At 64.0% G+C, this 1,340-nt stretch carries 1 protein-coding gene; it reads left to right on the top strand.

The genetic code is table 11. The features are described 5' to 3' along the window. The first annotated feature begins 129 nt into the window (after positions 1-129). On the top strand, positions 130-1,251 hold the full coding sequence (locus ACWDA7_RS52990) for an IS630 family transposase (RefSeq protein WP_450615407.1): 1,122 nt from the start codon (positions 130-132) through the stop codon (positions 1,249-1,251). The last annotated feature ends 89 nt before the right edge of the window (positions 1,252-1,340 follow it).

Below are 1,340 nucleotides of genomic sequence, written 5' to 3'. Positions count from 1 at the left end.
AGTTCACGTCGCAGCACATGAGAGGTCTACCAGTTCGACCGTGGCTACCGGAAGCGGTCATCGGTACCGAGATCACGACTCAGAACAGGCCCTAGTGTCCTGCGCCAGTAGTTGATCGTTAGTTGGTGTGTGACTTCTACTGCTGGTGCGTCAGTTCCTCGTCGGGGCCCGAAGCTGGAGCCGCTGCTTTTGTCCGTGGAGGAGCGGGCGGAGCTGGAGCGGTGGACTCGTCGGGCGACATCGGCTCAGGCGTTGGCGTTGCGGGCGCGGATTGTGCTGGCGTGTGCGGGGCCGGAGGTGCCGCCGATCGTCGCCGTCGCCCGGGATCTGCGGGTGGCCGCGGACACGGTCCGTAAGTGGCGGCGGCGGTTTCTCGCTGAGCGGTTGGACGGGCTGGTGGACGAGCCCAGGCCGGGTCGGCCGCCCGTCATCACTGTCGATCAAGTGGAGGCGGTGCTGGTCACCACGCTGGAGCAGTTGCCGAAGAACGCCACGCACTGGTCGCGCACGTCGATGGCTCAGCACAGCGGCCTGTCGAAGTCGACGGTGGGCCGGATCTGGCGGAAGTTCCAGCTCAAGCCGCATCTGGCGGACACGTTCAAGCTGTCGACGGATCCGTTGTTCGTGGAGAAGGTCTACGACGTCGTGGGTCTGTACTTCAATCCGCCCGAGGGTGCGGTGGTGCTCTCGGTGGACGAGAAGTCGCAGATCCAGGCGCTGGACCGGTCCCAGCCGGTGTTGCCGATAATGCCGGGCATGCCCGAGCGGCGCACCCACGATTACGTGCGCAACGGCCTGACCACTTTGTTTGCCGCGTTCGACGTCGCCACCGGGCAGGTCATCAGCGCCCTGCACCGCCGGCACCGGGCTGTCGAGTTCAAGAAGTTCCTGATCCGGATCGACAAGGAAGTGCCTGCGCACCTGCAGGTCCACCTGATCGTGGACAATTACGGCACCCACAAGACACCCGCGATCAAGGCCTGGCTGGCCAAACACCCGCGATTCGAGCTGCACTTCACCCCGACCGGCTCCTCCTGGATCAACCAAGTCGAGCGGTGGTTCGGCTACCTGGCCCACCAGATGATCCGCCGCGGCGCACACAAGAACATCCAGGCCCTCGAGGCCGACATTCGCGCATGGGTCAAGGACTGGAACGAAGACCCCACGCCCTTCATCTGGACCAAGACAGCAGAAGAGATCCTCGACTCCCTCGCACGCTTCTGCCGACGGATCTCCGGCGCAGGACACTAGTGTGACGCGCCGGAAATGGCGAGTCTAAGTATTTAGCTTGTTTCAGTTCCGGGTGGGGAGATCTTGGCGAGGTAGTCGGCGAGCGAGTT

The sequence above is a fragment of the Streptomyces sp. NPDC001156 genome, assembly GCF_053598275.1.
Note: the sequence above shows the minus strand (reverse complement) of the source record. Positions and strands in the feature narration are given on the sequence as shown.